The 18370-nt window shown below is 41.8% G+C and carries 18 protein-coding genes; 15 read left to right on the top strand and 3 right to left on the bottom strand.

The genetic code is table 11. The features are described from left to right. Positions 1 to 109: 109 nt before the first annotated feature. Entirely contained in the window at positions 110 to 1303 is a 1194-nt protein-coding gene (locus H6G32_RS05230; RefSeq protein ID WP_190455786.1) for an FAD-dependent oxidoreductase, read from the top strand. A 165-nt stretch (positions 1304 to 1468) separates the two neighbouring features. Here H6G32_RS05230 and H6G32_RS05225 read toward each other — a convergent pair whose 3' ends face one another. After that, the gene (locus H6G32_RS05225; protein WP_190455783.1) at positions 1469 to 1870 is read right to left on the bottom strand and encodes a fasciclin domain-containing protein; all 402 of its coding nucleotides are present in this window, start codon (positions 1868 to 1870) and stop codon (positions 1469 to 1471) included. A 240-nt stretch (positions 1871 to 2110) separates the two neighbouring features. Between H6G32_RS05225 and H6G32_RS05220 the strand changes: the two genes are divergently transcribed. The 11 genes from H6G32_RS05220 (at position 2111) to H6G32_RS05170 (ending at position 10811) form a co-directional block, all read left to right on the top strand. Then, positions 2111 to 3343, top strand: a complete 1233-nt coding sequence (locus H6G32_RS05220) for an ABC transporter substrate-binding protein (protein ID WP_190455779.1) — start codon at positions 2111 to 2113, stop codon at positions 3341 to 3343. Positions 3344 to 3350: 7 nt separating this feature from the next. Continuing rightward, positions 3351 to 4301: a branched-chain amino acid ABC transporter permease gene (locus H6G32_RS05215; RefSeq protein WP_190455776.1), complete on the top strand. Its 951-nt coding sequence runs from the start codon at positions 3351 to 3353 to the stop codon at positions 4299 to 4301. Positions 4302 to 4358: 57 nt separating this feature from the next. Continuing rightward, positions 4359 to 5285, top strand: a complete 927-nt coding sequence (locus H6G32_RS05210) for a branched-chain amino acid ABC transporter permease (RefSeq protein ID WP_190455773.1) — start codon at positions 4359 to 4361, stop codon at positions 5283 to 5285. A 6-nt stretch (positions 5286 to 5291) separates the two neighbouring features. Beyond that, complete coding sequence (locus H6G32_RS05205; RefSeq protein WP_190455771.1) at positions 5292 to 5795, top strand: hypothetical protein; 504 nt, start codon at positions 5292 to 5294, stop codon at positions 5793 to 5795. Between the two features lie 3 nt (positions 5796 to 5798). Continuing rightward, entirely contained in the window at positions 5799 to 6593 is a 795-nt protein-coding gene (locus tag H6G32_RS05200) for an ABC transporter ATP-binding protein (RefSeq protein WP_190455765.1), read from the top strand. Continuing rightward, a complete protein-coding gene (locus H6G32_RS05195) occupies positions 6590 to 7339 on the top strand; it encodes an ABC transporter ATP-binding protein (RefSeq protein WP_190455762.1) in 750 nt (249 codons plus the stop codon). Before H6G32_RS05200 ends, H6G32_RS05195 begins: the two co-directional genes overlap by 4 nt. 26 nt (positions 7340 to 7365) lie before the next feature. Next, entirely contained in the window at positions 7366 to 7572 is a 207-nt protein-coding gene (locus H6G32_RS05190) for a hypothetical protein (protein WP_242046501.1), read from the top strand. A 114-nt stretch (positions 7573 to 7686) separates the two neighbouring features. Further along, complete coding sequence (locus H6G32_RS05185; protein ID WP_190455759.1) at positions 7687 to 8091, top strand: hypothetical protein; 405 nt, start codon at positions 7687 to 7689, stop codon at positions 8089 to 8091. Between the two features lie 201 nt (positions 8092 to 8292). Next, the gene (locus tag H6G32_RS05180) at positions 8293 to 8940 is read left to right on the top strand and encodes a histidine phosphatase family protein (RefSeq protein ID WP_190455756.1); all 648 of its coding nucleotides are present in this window, start codon (positions 8293 to 8295) and stop codon (positions 8938 to 8940) included. Between the two features lie 99 nt (positions 8941 to 9039). Further along, positions 9040 to 10065 (top strand): glucokinase, encoded by a 1026-nt coding sequence (locus tag H6G32_RS05175; RefSeq protein WP_190455751.1) that lies wholly within the window; start codon positions 9040 to 9042, stop codon positions 10063 to 10065. Positions 10066 to 10190: 125 nt separating this feature from the next. Continuing rightward, complete coding sequence (locus H6G32_RS05170) at positions 10191 to 10811, top strand: hypothetical protein (protein WP_190455748.1); 621 nt, start codon at positions 10191 to 10193, stop codon at positions 10809 to 10811. A gap of 602 nt (positions 10812 to 11413) precedes the next feature. Here the strand turns inward: H6G32_RS05170 and H6G32_RS05165 are convergent. Further along, complete coding sequence (locus tag H6G32_RS05165; protein ID WP_242046500.1) at positions 11414 to 12790, bottom strand: ABC transporter substrate-binding protein; 1377 nt, start codon at positions 12788 to 12790, stop codon at positions 11414 to 11416. A 105-nt stretch (positions 12791 to 12895) separates the two neighbouring features. Here H6G32_RS05165 and H6G32_RS05160 point away from each other — a divergent pair, with 105 nt between their 5' ends. Both H6G32_RS05160 and H6G32_RS05155 read left to right on the top strand, forming a co-directional pair. After that, positions 12896 to 13654 carry a YebC/PmpR family DNA-binding transcriptional regulator gene (locus H6G32_RS05160; RefSeq protein WP_190455746.1) on the top strand — a complete coding sequence of 253 codons (759 nt, stop codon included), beginning with the start codon at positions 12896 to 12898 and terminating at the stop codon, positions 13652 to 13654. Positions 13655 to 13763: 109 nt separating this feature from the next. Beyond that, positions 13764 to 15023, top strand: coding sequence for an FAD-dependent hydroxylase (locus H6G32_RS05155; protein ID WP_190455743.1), 1260 nt, complete (start codon positions 13764 to 13766; stop codon positions 15021 to 15023). 75 nt (positions 15024 to 15098) lie between these two features. Here H6G32_RS05155 and H6G32_RS05150 read toward each other — a convergent pair whose 3' ends face one another. Continuing rightward, entirely contained in the window at positions 15099 to 15401 is a 303-nt protein-coding gene (locus H6G32_RS05150; RefSeq protein ID WP_242046499.1) for an SPFH domain-containing protein, read from the bottom strand. Between the two features lie 237 nt (positions 15402 to 15638). On the opposite strand from H6G32_RS05150, the gene H6G32_RS05145 reads away from it, so the two are divergent. Continuing rightward, positions 15639 to 17831 (top strand): lytic transglycosylase domain-containing protein, encoded by a 2193-nt coding sequence (locus tag H6G32_RS05145; protein WP_190455739.1) that lies wholly within the window; start codon positions 15639 to 15641, stop codon positions 17829 to 17831. Positions 17832 to 18370 lie beyond the last annotated feature (539 nt).

The following is an 18370-nucleotide window of genomic DNA, read 5'->3' as shown; positions in this document are numbered from 1 at the left end:
ATAAAAAGGGGCTTTGAGGGGGTTTTAGAAAACTGAATGAAACTAACTAAACTATATTGTGATCAGTCCTGGTAGCTGATCCAATATAAGTATTTGCCTAAGTCTCCAAATGCAGCAAAATTTCCACTCAAAAGTTAAAGACCTAGTGCTAATTGGTGGTGGTCATAGCCATGCCATTGTCCTAAAAATGTTTGGCGTGAAACCATTATCTGGAGTACGTTTGACATTAATTACAGTAGCTCCAGTTACACCCTATTCTGGAATGCTACCAGGACACATTGCCGGATTTTATAGCTACGAAGAATGTCATATTGACTTGCGAAACTTAGCTAAATTTGCTCAAGCAGAGTTATATATTGACCAAGTGGTTGGTTTGGACTTGGAAAATAATCAAGTGCTTTGTGCTAACGGACTTGTGGTAGATTTTGATTTTCTATCCATTGATATTGGCAGCATACCTGAGAAAATTTCTGTATCAGGTGCAGCAGAATATGCGATCGCCGCTAAACCAGTTTCACAACTACTAGAACACTGGTATCAATTGGTGGAAGATGTGGCGACCAATCCCCAAGCAGCAATTAGCATTGCAATTGTGGGTGGAGGTGCTGGGGGTGTAGAGTTATCCCTAGCAATGATGGCTAATTTGCAGCAAATTTTACATCAACATCAACAACCAACTACAAATCTAGAAATTCACTTATTTCAGCGGACTGGGGAATTGATGCCAAGTTATGATCAATCGGTACGGCGTCTCATGCAGCAAGTTTTAACTCGCAAAGGTATTAAGCTGCATTTGGGGGAAGCCGTTTGTCAAATTGCACCGATAATACCCAGAGGTACTAGAGAAATCTTGGCGCTTAAATGTGAATCTGGGTTGACGGTAGATTGTGATCAAATTTTTTGGGTAACGCAAGCATCAGCACCGGGGTGGTTAAAAGCCGCGGGACTGGGAACTGATGCAGAAGGCTTTATTCTGGTAGAGGACACATTGCGATCGCTAACTCACCCCAATATCTTTGCTGCTGGTGACATTGCGACAATGGTTAATCATCCCCTACCAAAAGCTGGAGTGTTTGCTGTCAAGCAAGGTAAGCCATTGTTTGAGAACTTGCAGCGGCTTTTATTGGGTAAATCTCTCAAACCCTATCAACCGCAGAGACAATATCTGAGTTTAATCGGTACAGGAGATAGAAGAGCTATCGCCACCAGAGGCACTTTTACATTACCACCTCACAAACTATTGTGGCACTACAAAGACGCAATTGACCGCTGCTTCATGGAACGCTTCCGGAAAATCTTGTGAAACTACTAGACCCCTCTCCTTGAAGAAGAGGGGTAGAACAAAAGTTAGTTTGTATTACATACAAGTGCAAACTGCTGTAATGTCTGAATTCATTCCAGGCAGCATTATTCAGCCGTTCACCAACAGAGATACAACATTACGAGTTTTCCCTATCTCCGTCTTTGCTTATGCAGGAATCAACACTGTATCAATGACGTGAATAACACCGTTATCAGCATTAATATCTGGTTGGGTAACATTGGCATCATTTACCTTCACACCTTGAGAAGCGTCAATGCTCACATCTGAACCTTCAATGGTGTGAGCTGAATTCAGCTTAACAACATCAGATGACAGCACCCTGCCGGCAACGACATGATAAGTCAGAATTCTCTGAAGCCTGGGAATATCTTGAAGCAATGCATCTACCGTACCTTGTGGCAGTTTAGCAAACGCTGCGTCAGTAGGTGCAAATACAGTGAACGGGCCCTCACTTTTGAGAGTATCTTCCAAATTAGCCGCTTGGATTGCAGCAATTAGAGTATTGAAAGAGCCTGCATTAACAGCGGTATCAATTATGTCAGCCATGTTTTTAACCTAGTGGGTAGATGGGATTTCCCAATGAGCACCGAAACAAGCTTATCCAGTAACTCGCCGCCAAAAAAGCACCTATAGATAGAGGAATCGAGAGAGAAAAAGCCTCATTATTTCCTCCCCTAGACAGCAGCACAGACACTGCAATTATTTAACTATCTTGAAATCTAATAGGCAGCGTTGCCTTTGCATGGTCAAATAAAAATGATTCCCTAGATAGATGATCATTGATCCATGAGAAACCCTGCTGCGTTGACAACTACATTCTTAGCCACTTGTACCATTCTGCTGACAGCTTGCGGTGACGCTAACAGGAGCAATAATTCTGTAAATAATAGCCCAAACAACACTCCAGGGACAACGGGTACATCTGCTACTATCCCCATCGGTATTGCTTTTGCACAGACTAGCAATGTGGCATTACTCGGTCAAGAGCAAGTTGCTGGAGCCAAAATTGCCGAAAAGTATTTTAATGATCAAGGTGGGATCAACGGCACTCCCATTAAATTGGTATTTCAAGACACTAGCGGTGATGAAGCCGGAGCAATTAATGCTTTTCAAACTTTAATCAATAAAGATAAAGTTATTGGCATTGTCGGCCCAACTTTATCACAGCAAGCTTTTAGTGCTGACCCTGTGGCTGAACGTGCTAAAGTACCAGTTATTGGTGCATCTAATACTGCGAATAAAATTCCCGAAATTGGTGATTATGTGGCTCGCGTATCTGCACCAGTTTCGATTGTCGCTCCTAATTCAGTCAAAGCTGCACTTAAGCAAAATCCTCAAATTAAAAAAGTTGCCGTTCTCTACGCCCAAAATGATGCCTTTAGTAAGTCAGAAACAGAGATTTTCCAGAAAACAGTTAAAGATCAAGGGCTGGAATTGCTAACAGTGCAAAAGTTCCAAACCAGTGACACAGATTTTCAAAGCCAAGCTACTAATACAATTAACCTCAAACCAGATTTAATCATTATTTCTGGTTTAGCTGCGGATGGCGGTAACTTGGTGCGACAACTGCGGGAGCTAGGTTATAAAGGCTCAATTGTTGGCGGAAATGGCATGAATACCTCAAATATATTTCCAGTATGTAAAGCACTTTGCGATGGTGTATTGATTGCTCAAGCTTACAGTCCAGAGCATCCTGGTGAGATTAACAACGTATTTCGCAAAGCTTATGTTGACCAATACAAAAAAGAACCGCCCCAATTTAGTGCCCAAGCTTTTGCCGCAGTGCAGGTGTATGTAGATGCTCTCCAAGCTTTAGATAAAAAGAGCAAAATTAACAAATTAGCTCTACCACAATTGCGAACAGAATTGAATAGGCAAATCCTAGCTGGAAAATACAACACCCCCTTGGGTGAAATTGCTTTTACCCCCATAGGTGAAGTGATTCAAAAAGATTTCTATGTCGCCCAAATCAAGATGGATAAAGACGGCAACAAAGGAAAATTCTCATTTGTAAAATAGGTTGTACATGGATATAAATTTGTTTGTGCAACAATTGTTAAATGGGTTATCCATTGGCAGTGTTTACGCAATTTTTGCCTTGGGATATACCCTGGTTTACTCCATTTTGGGTATCATTAATTTAGCCCATGGGGCAATTTTTACTCTGGGTGCATATTTCACATACACACTCATGGGTGGGACTTTTGGATTTAACGGTTTATTAGCTAATGCAGCTTTGCCGCTACAATTACCTTATGCTATATCCTTAATTTTAGGAAGTTCCTTGGCGGGATTGGTGGGGGTAGCTATGGAACGCATCGCCTTTCAACCTCTGCGTCGTCAAGGATCTGACCCCTTGCTGACGGTTGTTTCTAGCTTGGGTGTAGCGGTGGTAATTGTCAACTTAATCCAGTATTTAGTAGGGGCAGAAAGTTACACTTTCCCCGCTAATACTTACGGAAATTTGCCCCCAGCGATTAACTTTGGCAGCATCGATCATCCAATTCCTATTCGTAGCGTCCAGGTGGTGATTTTTGCTGTTTCGGTGGTGATTGTTTCTGTTCTCACCTATTTTATTAATCGTACTAAATATGGTAAGGCGATGCAAGCGATCGCAGAAGATCCAGTGACTGCGAGTTTGTTAGGAATTAATACAGATCGCTTTATTATCTTGACATTCTTTATCAGCAGTTTCTTGGCAGGAATGGCAGGAACTTTGGTGGCTTCTAGTGTTAGCATTGCTGGCCCATATTTCGGCATTGCTTTTGGATTACGGGGTTTAGCGGTAATTGTTTTGGGTGGTTTAGGTAGTATTCCTGGTGCAGTCTTGGGTGGCTTACTTATTGGATTGGTAGAGGCATTTGTCCCTGCTGATTACTCTGGCTATAAAGATGCTGTGGCTTTTGGCATCCTATTTATTATGCTGTTAGTAAGACCCCAAGGTTTACTAGGACGTCGGTTTATTCAGAAGGTGTAGTTTATTTAGGGTTTTGGATTAATCCAGAATCCTAAATTTTAAGTTGTAAATATCTCCATGACTGATTTTTTTTCTACTTACGGTTCTCTAATTGTCTCTATGGTATTGGGGGCGTTGCTAGGATTATCATTGTACTTACCTCTGATGACGGGGCAATTGTCTTTAGCTAGTCCTGGATTTTATGCTTTAGGTGGTTACATTGCGGCAATTCTCTCTACAAAAGTTTTTACATTTAGCAGTAGTTCATTCCCCATTTACATCCTGTTATTAGAGATGGTAATTGCTGGTTTAGCTGCTGGTTTGTTAGGTGTGGCGGTAGGAATTCCGGCGTTAAGATTGCGGGGAATTTATTTAGCGATCGCCACTATTGCTTTTGTCGAAGTTTTGCGCGTTTTTTCTCTCAATCTGGATATTACTGGCGGTGCTGTCGGCATTTTTGGCATTCCCCAACCCTTCCAAAACCCAATTGAATATTTGTGGATTGCCCTGCCATTATTAATAATTACTATGGTGCTACTTTACCGTTTAGAACGGATTCGGGTAGGTAGGGCATTTACAGCCATTCGTGAAGATGAACTAGCAGCAGGAGCAATGGGAATAGATCCCACCTATTACAAAGTTTTAGCTTTCAGCTTGGGGGCAGTTCTCGCGGGAGTTATCGGTGCTATTAGTGCCCATTTTCTCAATACTTGGAATGCGCGTCAAGGTACTTTTGATGCTAGCATTATTTATCTAACCTTTGTGTTAATTGGTGGTTCAAGGACTTTTTTGGGTTCGGTGTTAGGTGGCATGGTGTTTACAGCTTTGCCAGAAATTTTAAGGAATTTAGCAGACACCGGAGGTTTACCCAATTGGTTAGCGCAATTTCTCCGAGATGGGAGATTAATTATTTTTGGTTTGCTGATTGTCATCGGCACAATCTTTTTTCCCCAAGGGCTAGTGACTCCTGATATCTTTAAAAGACGACGCAAAATTGATAAATAGGCAAAGATGAAAAAACGCCAAAAAATTTCCTCCTTATTTATAGCTTTGATTGCTGTGATTTTTTTCTGCACTACAACTCAAGCCCAGCCAGTTACACCAATATCAACTACTTCAATTAATGCTGATTATGTCAGGGCATTATTTACGGCTGATAAATTCTTATCTGCTTGGAAAAATAGAAGTGTAGAAGCAGGAATTGCGCTTTTGTCACCAGAAGTTAAAAAGAAAGTATCTAATGACGAATTGGTTAATTATATTTCGGGAACATCTAGCCCTAGTCATGCAGCTTTTGAGATTAAGTCCGGGAGAAAAATAGCAAATAATAGATATGCTTTTGAAGTGAAACTTTATGAATATCTTTACTCAGCAACACCAGAAGCTCAAACTTGGGATTGTCCACAATCAGCAAAAATTATTCTCGTCAAAACAGGAGTTGATAACCCAAAGTTCCGGGTTGGAAATTGGTTGGTTAATGAACTACCTACACCTTGTGAATTAATATTGCGCTAAACAATGTCTTACAGTATTCCAGTAGTTGATAACAGTATTATCTTAGAAGCAAAAGCTTTGACTCGCCGGTTTGGGGGTTTAGTGGCGGTAAATAATGTATCTTTTGCAGTTAATAAAGATGAGATTTTTGGCTTGATTGGCCCGAATGGTGCTGGCAAAACCACACTGTTTAATTTGATTACAGCTTTAATTGCCCCTTCTAGCGGAGAATTGCTGTATCAAGGTGCTGAAATTTCGCAATTACGCCCCCATCAAATTGCTGGTTTAGGTATAGCTCGCACTTTTCAAAATATTCGCCTGTTTGGGGAATTATCGGCATTAGATAATGTAATTATTGCTCAACATTTACATATAAAAAGTGGTATAATAGCGGGAGTTCTGGGTTTGCCGCGAGCTGCCAGGGAAGAATACAAAAGTAGGCGGAAAGCTATAGAGTTATTGGAGTTGATTGGCTTAAGCGATCGCACTGACGAAAAAGCAAGAAACCTAGCCTATGGTGATCAACGTCGCTTAGAAATCGCCCGCGCACTGGCTTTACAGCCGCAAATCTTGCTTCTCGACGAACCCGCAGCGGGAATGAACCCCAGCGAAAAGCAGCAACTGAGTCAGTTTATCCGCGAATTGCGCGATCGCTTCAATTTAACAATTATCCTGATTGAGCATCATGTACCCTTGGTAATGGGATTGTGCGATCGCATCGCTGTTCTAGATTTTGGACAATTGATTGCTTTGGGTGAACCATCTGTAGTCAGAAATAACCCGGCTGTAATTGAAGCTTATTTGGGAAATGAATCATGAAAGCTGATGAAAGCCGATATTTAGATGATGGCAAAGATTTTACTATTTTAGATATCCAAGACTTGGATGTTAATTACGGTGGCATTCGAGCGCTAAAAAAGATTAATTTAAAGATTCAAAAAGGCGAAGTTGTCACCCTACTCGGTGCTAATGGTGCTGGCAAAAGTACCACACTCCGCGCCATTTCAAAATTAGTAAATCCTCAAAGTGGAGCAATTATTTATAATGGACGTAATATCACCCGTCGTCAACCTCATGAAGTCGTAGAAATTGGGATTGCTCATTCACCTGAAGGACGTAGAGTATTAGCTAGGCAAACAATTTTAGATAACTTACTCTTAGGTGCTTATATTCGCTCTAACCAGGCAGAGATAAAAGCAGATATCCAACAGCAATTTGATCTATTTCCCAGGTTAGCACAAAGACGGCATCAACTAGCAGGAACCCTCAGCGGTGGTGAACAACAAATGTTAGCTATTGCTCGTGCTTTAATGAGTAGACCAAAATTGTTACTTTTAGATGAGCCTAGTTTAGGTTTAGCCCCGGCAATTGTCCTAGAAATCTTCTCAATTATTGAAAATTTGCGTGCTACTGGCATGACGATTTTGTTAGTTGAACAAAACGCCAATCTGGCTTTACAAATTGCTGATCGCGGTTATGTTTTAGAAGCTGGTTCTATGACTTTAACAGGTGCAGCATCAGAATTAATTAGTGATGAACGAATTAAAAAAGCTTATTTGGGTTAGGTAGCAGAACAAGCTTTAGTAGTTGTATGGAAGCTTTACCTAATAATTGGACAGATATTAAACCTGACATTGTATATCTTTCAACTAGTGGTTTGCTAGTTTCATTTAGCGAAGAACAAATAAAATTAGGTATAAGGTATGATCAAAATGGCAAGCATTTAAAAGCAATTGAAAAAGGCCAAGTACTCCCACGCGGTAACATTGGGCTTGTTACTTCCCAAGAAGAAGGCTAAAATTTAAAATCAAAAGTGTTAGGTAAAGGTGACGATAGAAGGTTTCATGCAAAATTTGTTGATGGTGTATTACACTTTCCTGGTTTGGTAACAGAACATTAATCCAGAACAAGTATGACTAAACTCGAATTAAAAAATCATCAAGTTTGGCGAGATTTAACTGAGATATTAGAAAATCTAGATGCTGATATTCTTGTTAAAGAACATCTTGAAGAGTGTGATTATAAAGTGTCTGGTTATTGGGATGAACAGGATAAATATTATGAAACTATTAATTTACCTCGCAGCCTAAAAGCAGAATTAGTCAGTAGTTCTGTTGGCGTTACTCATAAAGAACGCTTTCTACAATTAAAGTTTTTTATCATAGCTGCCGACAATGCAACTTTTCAGCTAAATAAGAATTTTCAAAAAATCGGTGAATTGGTTCTTATTTATGATGAAAATCTGCAATTTATTGATGAAAATTGGCTTTTAAATATCGATTCTCCTATGCTGAATATCCAGCATTTTCATACCTGAAGAATCACTCTTCTTTCTCTCTCTGCGCCCTCTGCGCCTGAAGCGGTAATGCCGACCGCACCTACGCGAACGTTAAAAAACAAAATTCGGTAAAATATTACAAAATATTACAAAATTATCCTATATTTAGATTTGCACCCCTTATTTGGGTGTTTATCTTCATCTAGCGGCGAAATCCAATTCGCCTAAATATTTAAACCCATGAGTCAAATAGTCTGGATTGCAAGACACGCCAACCGCCTCGATTTCGTCAACCCTGATTGGTTCCTCACCGCCGAAAAACGCTATGATCCACCTTTATCTGATGATGGCATGGTGCAGGCGCAACAATTAGCTAAAAGGTTGCAAGGAGAAAAAATCGCCCATATTTTTGCTTCTCCCTTTCTGCGAACAGTACAAACTGCAAACGCAGTTGCAGAAGTGCTAAATTTGCCTATTCAACTGGAAACAGGCTTGAGTGAATGGCTAAATCCAGCTTGGATGACAGAAGAACCAGAAACACTTTCAACTCCAGCAATAGCCGAATTATTTCCGAGAATTGATACTAGTTACACTCCGCGTATTGCGGCTAAATATCCAGAAACTCAGGAAAAAGTACGGGAACGTTCTGGACAAACTGCTAGATGCTTGGCTGCGGAATTTTTCCCAGAAGATATTCTATTGGTGGCACATGGTGCATCTGTACTAGGGGCGGCAATGGGGCTAGTTGGAGAAATTGCGAAAACGGAAGTTAAAGCTTCTCTATGTTCTTTAGTAAAAGTCCTGCGGCTAGAATCAGAATGGTTGTTAGAACTAAAGGGAGATACTTCCCATTTGATGCAGATAGAGGAAGTAATTCGGTTTGTTTAAATCCTGGTAGCAATTATTGATTAGGATGTTAAATAATTGCCTCTTTAATCCTGGATACATTTTACTAGAGAAAAACCAACTAATTAGCTGATAAGTTTTATGACATTGTTACTAGCTGGAGACATTGGCGGCACAAAAACTATTTTGCGATTGGTTGAGACATCAGAGACACTGGGGTTACAGACTCTTTTTGAGAAAAATTTCCTCAGTGGGGATTATCCTGATTTGGTGCCAATGGTACAGAAGTTTTTGGCTAAAGCTAACGCACCGACACCGGAAAAAGCTTGTTTTGCGATCGCAGGGCCAGTAGTTAACAATACTGCCAAGTTGACAAATTTGGCATGGTTTTTGGATACAGAACGTTTATCTCAACAACTAGGTATTCCCTCCATCTCGCTGATTAATGACTTTGCTGCTGTTGGCTATGGTATTTTCGGTTTAACGAAACAAGATTTGCTGACTCTGCAAAATGGTCAACACCAACCAGAAGCCCCAATGGCGATAATTGGCGCGGGGACTGGCTTAGGCCAAGGATTTTTAATTAAACAGGGAAACCATTATCAAGTCTTTCCCTCAGAAGGTGGACACGCTGATTTTGCCCCCCGGAACGAGTTAGAGTTTCAACTGATGAGATATCTGCTAGATAAACATGATATCCAGCGTGTATCAGTGGAACGGGTAGTTTCTGGCTTGGGGATTGTGGCTATTTACCAATTTTTGCGCGATAGGCAATCAGCCGCCGAATCACCAGATATTGCCCAAACCGTCAGAAGTTGGGAACAAGAGGCGGGAAAGGCAGAAAAAAGCGTTGATCCGGGTGCGATTATTGGTAGTGCTGCACTCCAAGGACGCGATCGCCTTTCTGAACAAACCTTGCAAATCTTTATCGAAGCCTACGGCGCAGAAGCCGGAAACCTAGCCCTCAAACTCCTACCTCATGGTGGACTATACATTGCTGGTGGTATTGGCCCCAAAATCCTCCCCTTAATGCAAAAAAGCACTTTCCTGCTAAATTTCACCCAAAAAGGCAGGATGCGTTCCATCCTCGAAGAAATACCTGTGCATATTATCCTCAATCAACAAGTAGGGCTAATTGGTGCTGCTTTGTGTGCAGCTAGGTTGTAACTGCATCCCTTCACCCCTATAAAAATAGGGTTAGCAGATTTTTGCTAACTGAAGATCACTAACTGAACTGTATTGGGTTATAACTAGCAGCATCAGTGATATCAGCATCTTCAAATGCAAAAATTATGGCCATCAGAGTTTTATTACCTTTTATCGCTGCCACTTTTGTATGTAGTGGATCTTTTATAGCCGAGGCGCTTTCACCTAAAACTCCAGTTTCTGCCAAAATAATAGTTGCCCAAAAGAAACCAACTGTTGTTAAAGTAGTGCAGCCAAAATGGAAAATATTTACAGCCCCAGATGGACGCTTTAGTGTTTTGATGCCAGGAATACCCAAAAGGCAAACTCAAACGCAAAAAACTTATATGGGGCCAATAAATTTAGAAGTATTTGCGGCTCAACCGCCTAAACAGGATGTAGCTTATGTAGTTACTTACAATGACTTTCCTTATGACTACGCTCAAATGAAAAACCCCGAAGAAATTCTCAATAAAGCAAAGGATACGGCGTTAACAACTACAAAAAGCAATTTAGTCAGTGAGCGCAATATTCGCAGTTCAAATGGTCATCCTGGAAAAGAAATTGAATATGTCAATGCTGGAGGTAAAATTACTAGAAGCCGGATGTATATTGCCGATGGCTACTTGTATCAGGTAACAGCCATAACTTCTAAAAAGCAGGACAAGACTTTAGCTAAAACCGTACTGGGGTATTTAAATTCATTCCATATAGTTTTGAAAAGGTGAGATTATCTAATATCCTTAGATCAGATCATTCGTAGGGGCACAGCATTGCTCATAGGTGTCAACTTAACGTGAAAACCTGGTAAAAACTGAGTTTCGTCTAAAGCTTTCTCGTTCCCATACTCTGTATGGGAATGAATGCTAGAAGGCTCTGCCTTCAATGACAGCAGAAGAGGCAGAGCCTCTGTGATGACATTCCCAGTGGGAGACTCTTAACGAGTTATTGTAAGGATTTGAGCTTAAGTTGACACTCATGAGCATTGCTGTGCCCCTACTTCCAGTCGTTTGATTTTACGGTAAATTGAGCGTTTTAATCAGCAATTTGGGGAATTTATGAGAGATTAAACAGTTCCCTATCTGCATCTATCCACCAGATGATAGTAATTTCTGAATATGATCCACACTATTAGCTATTTGAGGTACTACCCACTCTTGTGTGGTGCGACTTAAAGTTACAATTGCAGCGAATTTACCAATCCATTCAATAACATCTTTGAAAAAGGATACGTCTTCCGTATAAGCGGCAGAGCCGCAATGATTGCATTCCCAGTCGGAGACTGGGAACGAGATATAAAACGAGGTAAAAAGGTAAAAATCAAATTTAATCACTTGAAAATCAAATCCAAGCGCTGCTGGGATACTTTGAGGGCTGCTGCTGGGGAACTTTTACCCAACAACACCGCTTCAATTGCTCTGCCTAAACTATCGGAAATCCGATTATAACCAGGAAAAATCGGACGCGATCGCCCATACTTGGCTTGATCTAAAAAAGTTTTTAGCTGTGGTTGTTTTTGCACAAATTCCTGATATTTTTCACTTTGACGAGACTTGATATTGATAGGTAAATAGCCAGTTCCTAACGCCAATTCTGTCTGAAATTCTTCACTCAAAGTATATTCAGCAAATTTAAATGCCGCTGTTTCCCGTTCTGGTGTAGTTTTGAATAAAAAGAGATTTTCGCCACCAATAACCGTTGCGGGTATTTCCCCGACAGGAATCGGAAAAACATTAAAGTCTACACCACTCTGTTTAAATTCTCCCAAACTCCAGGGTCCTGTTAGTTGCATGGCAATCTTACCGGCTAACAAGTCGGCTATTTCATAACCTCGTTCCGGCTCAGATAGTACTGCAGTACCATCCGCGAGCAAATTTCGCCAAAATTGCAAAGCGGCGATCGCACCTTTATTATCTAACAAAACCACTCCCGCCGCCTGCTGTGAATCACCAATCACCAACTCGCCGCCAGCACTCCACATAAATGGCAACCAGGTAAACACCGTAAATTCACCCTTCCCCAAAGGCAGAATCATCCCATGTTGATCTATCTTTCCATCACCATTGGTATCACGAGTTAATTTCTTGGCAACTTGCTGCAACTCTGCCCAAGTGCGGGGTACAACAGTAATTCCCGCCGCGGCAAACAAACTCGGACGGTAAAAAACACCCACATTATTTGTAGCAAAAGGTACTGACCAAATCTGACCTTTGTACTCCATCGAGGTATACAAAGCCGGGTCAATTTCTTCTTTTACTGGTGAAAATTCTAACTTGTCGTCTAAAGCTAAAATAGCATCTAATTCCACCAATTGTCCGCTAATTGTCGGGTTAAACCACAACAAATCAGGGGGCGCATTTCCTACCACCGCTGCCAAAATCTTGGGCATTTGCTGATCTTGTTGCCCGACATATAGAGACTCTACCTGAATATCTGGGTTGGTTTGATTAAATTTGTCTACCAGCTTTTGCAATACATCCCGATTTGGCGGCGGATTCACACCATGCCACAGGGTTAAATGAATCACTGTACTTGCTTTACCAGGGATAATAGCCTGACACGCACCCAATGCTAAGACACCCACAAGCACTATCACCAGTAAACTGCTAAGGTAGTTTCGTGCTTTCTTGCTTTTTCGCCAAAAATTCCCAGGTGCGAAAAAACCTAGGTCATGATCTTGATTTAGATGATTGTTCAATTTATCCATTTGGTGCTGAGGTTGAGAAACAGTAGCTAAGAAGCTAACCTTTGCATCAGTGCAAAAGCTAGGTATATCTTAAGTTTTAAATAGCATTTTGATGATTTTCTGATTATGGCAGGACATAGTAAATGGGCAAATATTAAGCGCCAGAAGGCGGTGGTGGATGCCAAAAGGGGCAAAACCTTCACCCAGCTGTCGCGGGCAATTATTGTAGCTGCCAGAAGCGGCGTTCCCGATCCAGCGCTTAATTTTCAACTCCGCACGGCTATTGACAAGGCAAAAGCGGCGAGTATTCCTAACGATAATATCGAAAGAGCGATCGCTAAAGGTGCCGGGACTTTTGGTGGAGATCACATCGGTTTAGAAGCGATTCGCTATGAAGGCTATGGCCCTGGTGGTGTAGCAATTTTGATTGAAGCCCTCACAGATAACCGTAATCGCACGGCTGCGGACTTGCGGATGGCTTTTAGTAGAAATGGAGGCAACCTCGGTGAAACAGGTTGTGTTAGCTGGATGTTTGCCCAAAAAGGTGTCTGTGTAGTCCAGGGTGTGGTGGATGAAGAACAGCTTTTAGAAGCATCTCTAGAAGGGGATGCTGAGTCCTATGAGATGACAGAAGATGAGACGGCTGAGGTATTTACCGACATCGGCAATTTAGAGATTCTCAGTCAGACACTCAAAGACAAAAGCTTTAAGGTGACAGATGCCGAATTACGCTGGATTCCCGGTAATCAGGTGGAAGTCACCGACATTGATCAGGCGCGATCGCTGTTTAAGTTAATCGATACCCTAGAAGGATTAGATGATGTGCAAAATGTGACAGCTAATTTTGAAATGGCAGAGGAGCTCATAGCCTTAACTTTTGCTTAGTGATCCTACGAGGTTAAAAATAGACGCCCAATCTTTACAGCAATTACCTTGCCCTAAAAGGCGCGATCGCGTAACAATAATAGTAAAATTGCTGTAATTTATCTTAACAATGTCCCTCACGCAGCTTAATCAAACCCTTTCCCTTCCCCACACACCCACAGACAAGGGGGGATATGATTACGATTTGGTAATTGTCGGCGGTGGGATTGTTGGCTTAACCCTAGCCGCTGCTTTAAAAGACTCTGGCTTAACTGTGTTGCTAATTGAGGCAAAAGTCGCATCAGCAGCAGTATCCAAGGGACAAGCTTATGCTGTACACATGCTTTCGGCGCAAATTTTTCAGGGAATTGGCTTATGGGACAAAATCCTGCCCCAAATCGCCAAATATTGTCAGGTTAAACTTTCTGACGCCGATTATCCCGATGTGGTGGCATTTCAAACCTCTGATTTAGGCACACCAGAGTTAGGATATGTGGCAGAACACCAAGCACTGTTACAGCCGTTGCAAGAATTTGTCCAAAATTGTCCTAATGTAACTTATCTCTGTCCGGCGTTCGTCGTAAATACCCAGAACGAACAAGATATAGTTAGGATCAATATCGAAGTTGAAGGTGAGCAGCGGACAATTAGCAGTAAATTACTGGTAGGTGCAGATGGATCGCGATCGCCTATTCGTCAAGCTGCGGGGATTAAAACCAAAGGCTGGAAGTATTGGCAGTCCTGCATTGTAGCCTTTGTAAAACCAGAAAAATCACACAACAACACCGCCTACGAGAAATTTTGGTCTAGTGGCCCCTTTGCAATTTTACCTTTACCTGGGAACCGCTGCCGGATTGTTTGGACAGCACCCCATGAAGAAGCCAAAGCCTTGTGTGCTTTAGATGATCAGCAATTTTTGGCTGAACTCACCCGCCGCTATGGTGATCAGATGGGTAAATTGGAATTATTAGGCGATCGCTTTATTTTTCAAGTACAACTAATGCAGAGCGATCGCTATGTCCTCCCTCGTCTAGCCTTAGTTGGAGATGCAGCACACAACTGTCATCCCGTCGGCGGACAAGGTTTAAACTTAGGTATTCGTGATGCAGCAGCTTTAGCCCAAATCATCCAAACAGCACATCAAGCAGGTGAAGATATTGGTAAAATCCAAATCCTCAAAAAATATGAACGTTGGCGAAAAAAGGAAAATCTAGCAATTTTAGGTTTCACCGATTTGTTAGATCGGGTATTTTCTAATAACTTTTTACCAATAGTGGTAATTCGTCGCCTAGGTTTAGGAATTATGCAGCGAGTACCGATGGTAAAAATATTTGCCCTCAAGTTGATGATCGGCTTAAAAGGGCGAACTCCAGAATTAGCGAAACGGTGAAATACAGCAGATTGCAACTTGGTGAGGTACAGATTATCGTAGACAACAATTTTCTGCCCCAAAAGTGTACTTCATTTACCTGAAAAATGCTGTATTGATGGCAAAATTGGGATTTGTAATGCGGTAGTAGAGAACAGCATTAACTTTGATGGTGACGCTATCGGCAGTTACAGTTTCTTGCGGCTCAATACTCACCGTTTTAGTGCGAATATCAACTTGGGTTTTTTGGTCGATGAGCGGTATAATCCAATATAATCCAGGTCCGCGAAGTCCCTTAATTCTACCTAAGCGAAATATCACACCCCTCTGATATTCCCGGTCTAGCTTGAATCCTGCTAAAAAGATGGTTAAAGCAACAACAGCAATGAATGGTAACATTTGTAATTAAGCTCATTTTAAATAGCTCCATTCTATACCTAAGATAGATGTAATAAGATAGACTTAACGCTAAGAGCTAAGTCCAGATTACTCCTAACTAAGAATCAATCTTCATAAAGATTGATATTTAGCGTTTTTACCCAAAAAATTATAAATATCCACCTAAAAAGTGATAACACTGACCGCAAGTAGTGCTAGAGTTTCTAGAAATTCATCGGAAATTTTCAGCGGGTATCGATGCTGAAGAAACTACAGAAAAAGCAAATTTCGCTGATTGCTGGTGTAGGACTGTGTGCCTTTCTAGCCGGAGCAATGGTGTCAGCGCCTCAGCTAGGAAAAAACTTAGGGCAATGGCTCAAACTGACTAAGAGTGAGCCTGAGCAAATCTCTGAAGCTAGCAAAGCCACCTCAGTAGTGTTCCCGCTGGCCTCACAATCTCTGCCAGAACGGGCGGCAAAACTAGCCACAATCGCCCAAGGTTCCCCTTCGCTAGATCGGGAACGTGCCCGTTATCTTTTGGCAAGTGATTACATTGAAAGAACCCAAGCCAAAAAAGCGCTGAGTTTATTGGCAGGACTAGAGAAAGACTATCCGGCCCTAGGGCCCTACGTTTTACTGAAACAGGCTCAGGCTCATGATATGTTGGGCGAGGGAGGCAAAGCATCGGATCTCCGGCAACAAGTGCTGAAAAAGTATCCCAAAGAAGCAGCCGCAGTTAAAGCCATATATTTGATCGCCCAACCAAAGCTACAGGAGCAAGCGATCGCTCAATTTCCTTCTCATCCCCTGACTTGGGAAATTATCCGCAAACGGTTAAAAGACAATCCCAATCAGCCAAAATTACAATTAATTTTGGCAAAATATGCCTATAAGCAACCGGGAATAGTCGGGGTGTTAGATCAGTTGGTGAAACAGCCCAACCTCAAACCCGAAGACTGGGAAACCATTGGCACAGCCTATTGGGAAAACAGTCAATTTACTAAAGCGGCAGCAGCTTGTGCCAAAGCACCCAAGACAGCGCGTAATCTTTACCGCACAGGCAGGGGGTTACAAGTAGGGGGTAAAGATCAGCAACAGGCGATCGCCACTTATAAACAACTCATGCAGCAATTCCCCACAGCTAAAGAAACTGGAACTGCTGGACTGCGGTTAGCAGAAATGGCAACAAGTAAAGACGCCGTCACCTACCTTAACCTAGTCATCAGTAAATCTCCAGAGCAAGCTAGTACAGCACTGGTACAAAAAGTCAAAGCCTTAGAAGCCCTTAAGGATAGCAAATCAGCGATCGCCACTAGAGAATTACTCCTAGGCAAGTACGCCAATTCTGATGAAGCGGCAGAGTATCGCTGGAAAATAGCTAAAGAGAAAGCCAAAGCCAAAGATTATGTAGGAGCATGGCAATGGGCCGAACCAATTGTCACCAACAACCCCAACAGTATTTTGGCTCCTAGAGCAGGCTTTTGGGTGGGTAAATGGGCAACTATTTTAGGGAAACAGCAAGAAGCTAAAACGGCTTATGAGTATGTGCTGAGTCAATTTCCCCAATCTTATTACGCATGGCGAGCCGCCACCATTTTAGGGCTGAATGTTGGTAACTTTAATGACGTCCGCTTAATGACTCCAGAAGTTGTCCCACCCCAGCGTCCTGTACCTCCTGCGGGTTCTGAGACTTTTAAAGAATTATATCTTCTAGGTCAAGACCGTGATGCTTGGTTGCAATGGGAGACAGAATTTATCAACAAAGGCCAGCCTACTGTAGGGGAGCAATTTACAGAAGGGTTGATGCAATTGACAAGGGGAGAAAATTTATTAGGAATTAACACAATTTCTAAATTAGAAGACAGGGAAACACCCGAAGACAGAGCGCAGTATCAGGCTCTCAGCCAACAAATCACCTATTGGCAAGCCCGTTATCCATTTCCCTATTTCAAAGAGATTTCAAAATGGTCTGGGGAACGGAAAGTTAATCCCCTGTTAGTTACTGCCCTGATGCGGCAAGAATCTCGGTTTGAGGCTAAAGTTAAATCCCCTGTTGGTGCTACAGGGTTAATGCAGATCATGCCAGACACAGCTAAATGGATAGCTCCACAAATCAACTTAGACTTTAAAACAATTAACCTAGAAAAGCCCAACGATAACATCATGTTGGGGACGTGGTATATGGATCATACCCATCAGCTGTATAACAATAACTCGTTATTAGCGATCGCTAGTTATAATGCTGGGCCCGGCAACGTTGCCAAGTGGTTGCAAACTGTGCCGAGACAAGATCCAGATGAATTTGTCGAAGACATTCCCTTTGATGAAACCAAAAATTACGTGCGGCAAGTATTTGGTAATTACTGGAATTATCAGCGACTGTATAACCCAGAAGTTTCCGCCCTAGTAGCTAAATACTCCGCGGCACATCCAAAACTACCAACACAGTAAACAATTCAAAACTCAAAATCGTATAATTTCCTTGGGAAAAACCTGGACAAAATTGGCGGTTCCAACCCAAGGAAGGCGGCTATATAATCTCGTTTTCACAGAATATCTTGGGTGATGCCGCGCTGCGCACCGAGTTTACCCATCCAACGAGTAGATTATTGGATCAGGAACCGCCAATAAAAGGATAACTTTAATGAAACCCCAGTGCTTCTAGAAATAGGTAGAAATTCTCCCTATGGGATGAATTATTTTAGTTAAGGTTTTCTACGATACCCAAAAATTGCTAATTACAATACTTTCACCCAACATCAAAAACGATATATTTTGTACATCTAGCACAGTAGGAAATGCCAAGAGGAATACAAGTTAAAAGGTAAAAAGCAAATCTGCTTCTTCACCTTGTGGCACAAGCATTTTGTCTTGGTGTTTTCGATTTTTCCTAGCTCCGCCGTAACTGTTATTATCCTGCTACGGCGGAGTTTTACTAAATATGCCTGAAACTTTAATAAGTAGGTTGGCGTAAATAATTCAAGGTTGGT

This window comes from Cylindrospermum sp. FACHB-282 (assembly GCF_014697195.1).
Classification (GTDB): Bacteria; Cyanobacteriota; Cyanobacteriia; order Cyanobacteriales; family Nostocaceae; genus Cylindrospermum.
This window is presented reverse-complemented; position numbering and strand designations above follow the sequence as displayed.